We start from the raw sequence: 4,977 nt of genomic DNA on the forward strand, positions 1-4,977 counted from the left end.
GTGAGTTCTGTGAGAGAAACCTCTACGAAGTATGCAAGCAGCCCAGTAGGGTAACCTCGCATACTACGCCCTCCCTGCGGGGAGGGTTGGGGAGGGGCCACTATCTTGTGGGCTCGAAACGTGTGCTAAAATGTTTTGTTAATTCTGTGTGCTCTGTGAGAGATAATATACCCACAGAAAATAAGCAGTGTGCTAAAACGCTCTGTTAACTCTGTGTACTCTGTGAGAGATAATATACCCACAGAAAATAAGCAGTGTGCTAAAACGTTCTGTTAAATTCGTGCGCTCTGTGAGAGATAATATACCCACAAGAATTAAGCTATGTGCTTAAACGCTCTATTAAATTTGTGATTTCTGTGAGAGATAGAAATACCCTCTATAAGAGAAGAGAATCACCTCAGTGAGAGAAAAATATATCCTTTGTTAGAGATATAGCTTTTAAGCTCGTTACCTTATCAATTTGTTACCACGCAGCGAAGCCTGTTTATCTGTTACCCTGTCTACTTGTCCACTTACGACAAAATCTGTTTACCTGTTACCCTGTCTTCTTATCAGCAAAAGACATACCCTGTCTACCCGTTAACTCGTCAACTTGTTAACTTGCAAATACCCTGTCTACCCGTTAACTCGTCTACTCGTTAACTTACAAAAACCTCCTGTTTATCTGTTACCCTGTCTTCTTATCAGCAGAATACATACCCTGTCTACCCGTTAACTCGTCAACTTGTTAACAGTTCCACTCGTTTACTCGTCCACTGACAACGCTATTTCGCCTGACCCAAAGCATCGGTGATGTTGTTCATCATAGACAACACAGAACTGTCCAGGGGCCACCCCATGGATGTTTTTGGCAGAGTGAATCAAACACCTACCGTCCGACAACTGATTAACAGTTGCTGGATGGTACTCAGGTGTATGGCGAATCTTGAAGGTAATCTTCTCTGGTAAGGTTGTAATACCTTCTGTTAAGAAATGGAAGTCATGGAGCGGGAAATCTTTTTTATAGGCTGTAGCAGGGTCGTAACCATGACTTACATATAGGATATTTTTAGTTACATCTTTCTTAATAACAAACCAAGGGCCACCGCCAAGACCGAGCCCTTTACGTTGCCCGATGGTATGGAACCATAGTCCCTTGTGTTCGCCTATCTTCTTTCCCGTCTCAAGTTCGATGACGTCGCCTATTTGTTCGCCTAAATAACGACGTACATACTCGTTATAATCGATGTTCCCAAGGAAGCAGATACCCTGCGAATCCTTGCGATGGGCATTGATGAGATTCTCACGTTCGGCAATCTCTCGCACCTCATTCTTCTCGTAGTGGCCAATAGGGAAGATTGCTTTCTTCAGCTGCCAGTCGTAAATCTGTGCCAAGAAATCGGTCTGGTCTTTCACTGGGTCAGGACTTGTTGTGAGCCACTTACGCCCATCAATCCACTCAGTCTGTGCATAATGGCCCGTTGCGATGAGGTCATAGTCATGTCCCATCTTCTCATCAAAGGCCCCAAACTTTATCAGTCGGTTGCACATCACGTCTGGGTTTGGTGTAAAGCCAGCTTTCACCTTCTCCATAGTGTAGCGTGTCACCTGGTCCCAATACTCCTTATGACAGTCGATGACCTCCAACTTACAGCCAAAGCGACGTGCCACAAGCGTAGCCATCTCAAGGTCTTCTTCTGAGTTGCAGTCCCAGTCCTCTTTCTCTTCTGGTCCTATCTTTATATAGAAACAGTCGGGATGTAGTCCTAAGCGTGCAAACTCATAGACTACAACAGAGCTGTCGACGCCTCCAGAAAGGAGAACGGCAATACGCTTACCTTCGAGTTCCTGAATATCCATCTTTACTATCTTTCCTTCTTACTTATACTTTTTCTTTTACTTTCTCGTCGGCCGCTTTCTTCTTGTGGGCCACCTTCATTCTATCAAAGCCCATGCCATAGACACCGTTGACAGCACCTTGTGAAACAAAGGCGTTAGGGTCTATTTCGTCAATCACTTGATAGATAGAGTGGGCTTCAGACCGTCGTGCGATGACAAAGAGCATTCCCACCTTCTTACCCGTGTAGAATCCGCGTGCTTCAATGACCGTACAACCACGGTCGACATCGTTGTTTATGGCAGAACCTATCTCTCCCCAATGGTCAGAGATGACAAAGAACTGCACCGAGCCACGCATACCGTTGATAAGATAGTCTACCACGTAGGTCATCACAAAGAGGACGATATAACCGTAGATAACCTTCTCCCAGTTCTCTAACACAAGATAACTGGAGGTGATGATACACAGGTCACATGCCAAGATGACACGTCCGAGCGATATATCTCGGTACTTATGAATCATTGCGGCAATAACATCTGAACCACCCGAACTGGCATTATACTGTAGAGCAATGCTCACTCCGACCCCTAAGAGCACACCACCCACGACGCAGGCAAGGAACGGCTCGTCAGAAAACAAGGGATGATTAGAGAAGGCCTCACGCAATACTGATGTCGAGAAGGCAAAGACCAATACGGCAAAGATTGTCCTTACGCAGAACTTCCAACCCAAGATCTTTAACGCGACAAAGAGCAGTATGCCATTAATAATAAGGTAGGTATACTGCACTGGGATGTTGAAACCCCACTGAATGACAGACGCAATACCCGCAATACCACCTATTGTGATGTGGTGGGGCAACAGAAAAGCACACCAGCCGAAACTCCCAATGAGCATAGCTAACGCAATCATCAGGAACTCGCGTACATCTCTTAACTTATTCTTTCTTTTTCTTACCATGTGTTTGTCAACCATTAGCTTTGTGCAAAGTTAGTGAAAATATTGTGAATGTCAAGTGAATAGCAAAACTTTTATGGGATAATAGGGCAACTTTCAGATGTTTTTATTATTTTTGTGGTCAGTAATAAACCTAATATACTATGGTTGATATCTTTTCTGCTGACGGATGGTTGAATAAGAGCATCGTGTCAATCAATGATTTTACATGGTCGTATATTCTTGTTGCGGCACTTATTCTCTGTGCGTTATGGTTTACGTTTCGTACGCATTTCGTGCAGTTTCGTATGGTAGGTGAGATGGTTCGCCTATTGGGTGAATCGACAGGTACACACGATAAAGGGGAGAAGCATGTATCTTCCTTTCAAGCCTTTGCAGTCTCTATTGCGTCCCGTGTTGGGACAGGAAACCTTGCTGGTGTGGCGAGTGCCATAGCCATTGGCGGTCCGGGAGCTGTCTTCTGGATGTGGATTATCGCTCTCCTTGGGTCGGCCACGGCCTTCATCGAGTCAACGCTGGCCCAATTGTATAAGCGTCGCCATGCCGACTCGTTCATTGGTGGCCCCGCCTATTACATCCTTCATGGTATGCATTGCAAATGGATGTCGAAGCTTTTTGCCATCCTGATAACGATGACATTCTGTATGGCTTATATCTCTATACAAAGTAATACGATATGTGGAGCAATGCAGAAGGCCTTTTCTATCAATCCCACATGGATGGGTGTTGCCCTTGCAGTACTCTCTTTGGTCATCGTCTTCGGTGGTATTCAGCGCATTGCGAAGGTCAGTAGTGTCTTCGTTCCATTGATGGCAGTGGGCTATGTCGTCCTTGCCTTGGTGGTTATCGTTATGAATATTCAACTCATTCCACACGTCTTCCGCCTTATTATTGAGAATGCTTTTGGCTTTGGACAGATAGCGGGAGGCAGCTTAGGTGCCACGATGATGAATGGAATAAAGCGTGGACTGTTTAGTAATGAGGCTGGTGAGGGATCGGCACCGAACATTGCTGCAACCGCATCAACGACCCATCCTGTCAAACAAGGACTTATTCAGTCGCTCGGAGTGTTCACTGATACGCTGCTCGTTTGTAGTTGTACGGCTTTTATTATTATCATTAGCGGACTTTATACAGACGGTTCAGCGTCGGGTATTATGCTTACACAGAATGCCTTAGAGCATGAGGTAGGCTCGAGTGGACCGATATTTGTTGCTATCGCTATCTTCTTCTTTGCGTTTAGTAGTATTATTGGAAACTATTATTATGGTGAGGCTAACGTGCGCTTCCTCACCCAGCGTCCTTCAGCCATCCTCGTTCTGCGTATCATCACAGGCGGTTTGATGGTGATGTTTGGTGCTATCGCCAGTCTTGACCTTGTATGGAGTATTGGCGATTTCTTTATGGCGCTCGTCACAATATGCAATCTTATAGCTATCATCACACTTGGTAAATATGCCTTCCGCCTACTCGATGACTATCGACAACAGAAGCGGGCAGGTGTGAAGAGTCCTGTCTTCAAACGCGAGACAATGCCTGATATCGAAAAAGATATTGAATGTTGGTAGGAGGGAAGGGGCTTACTTGTGTTGGTGGTAAGCTCTTTTCCTTTTTAGAGTTATGCTGCGTGAGATTGTTGGGAGTATTTTTCTCTCACAGCGGGTATTTCTTTCTCTCACGGAGGGTATTTCTTTCTCTCACAGCGGGTATTTCTTTCTCTCACGGAGGGTATTTCTTTCTCTCACAGCGGGTATTTCTTTCTCTCACGGAGGGTATTTTTTTCTCTCACGGAGGGTATTTCTACGCAAGTTCAACATAGAACTGCAATCCCAAGTGCTGGTGTAGCTTAATAATCTATACCTGAAAACACCGAGGGGTTTGGGGGCGAGAAGCCCCCATGAGAAGAAAATCAACAAGCAATGCATAAAAATAAGAAAGGGAGACCTCTGTCTCCCAAAGATTAATTAATTTTGCATTGCAATGTACAAACAATTAACCTCGGAGCAAAGGTACACAATTTCTGTGCTACTCCAAAATAGAACGAAACAAAAAGATATTGCCAAGGCGATAAATGTAAGTGCAAGTACAGTGTCTCGTGAAATAAGACGTAATAGCGGAGTCCGAAGACACTATAATTGGGAAACTGCCCAAGCAAATGCAGTACAAACAAGGCGCAGAAAGCCAGGCAATCGTTCAGTCGA

4 protein-coding genes are annotated in these 4,977 nt (G+C 44.9%); 2 read left to right on the plus strand and 2 right to left on the minus strand.

Annotation, left to right across the window (positions count from 1 at the left end; all coding sequences use genetic code 11):
* Window positions 1–744: 744 nt before the first annotated feature.
* On the minus strand, window positions 745–1,839 hold the full coding sequence (gene mnmA / locus HMPREF0666_RS07070; protein WP_009011693.1) for a tRNA 2-thiouridine(34) synthase MnmA: 1,095 nt from the start codon (window positions 1,837–1,839) through the stop codon (window positions 745–747).
* A 22-nt stretch (window positions 1,840–1,861) separates the two neighbouring features.
* Window positions 1,862–2,779: a YitT family protein gene (locus HMPREF0666_RS07075; RefSeq protein ID WP_042856159.1), complete on the minus strand. Its 918-nt coding sequence runs from the start codon at window positions 2,777–2,779 to the stop codon at window positions 1,862–1,864.
* 140 nt (window positions 2,780–2,919) lie between these two features.
* Between HMPREF0666_RS07075 and HMPREF0666_RS07080 the strand changes: the two genes are divergently transcribed.
* Together HMPREF0666_RS07080 and HMPREF0666_RS16560 are read left to right on the plus strand one after the other, a co-directional pair.
* A complete protein-coding gene (locus HMPREF0666_RS07080; protein ID WP_009011695.1) occupies window positions 2,920–4,344 on the plus strand; it encodes a sodium:alanine symporter family protein in 1,425 nt (474 codons plus the stop codon).
* A gap of 412 nt (window positions 4,345–4,756) precedes the next feature.
* A partial coding sequence (locus tag HMPREF0666_RS16560) for a helix-turn-helix domain-containing protein (RefSeq protein ID WP_009011697.1) occupies window positions 4,757–4,977 on the plus strand: 221 nt, incomplete at its 3' end.

It is taken from the genome of Prevotella sp. C561 (genome assembly GCF_000224595.1).
GTDB classification, from domain to species: Bacteria; Bacteroidota; Bacteroidia; order Bacteroidales; family Bacteroidaceae; genus Prevotella; species Prevotella jejuni.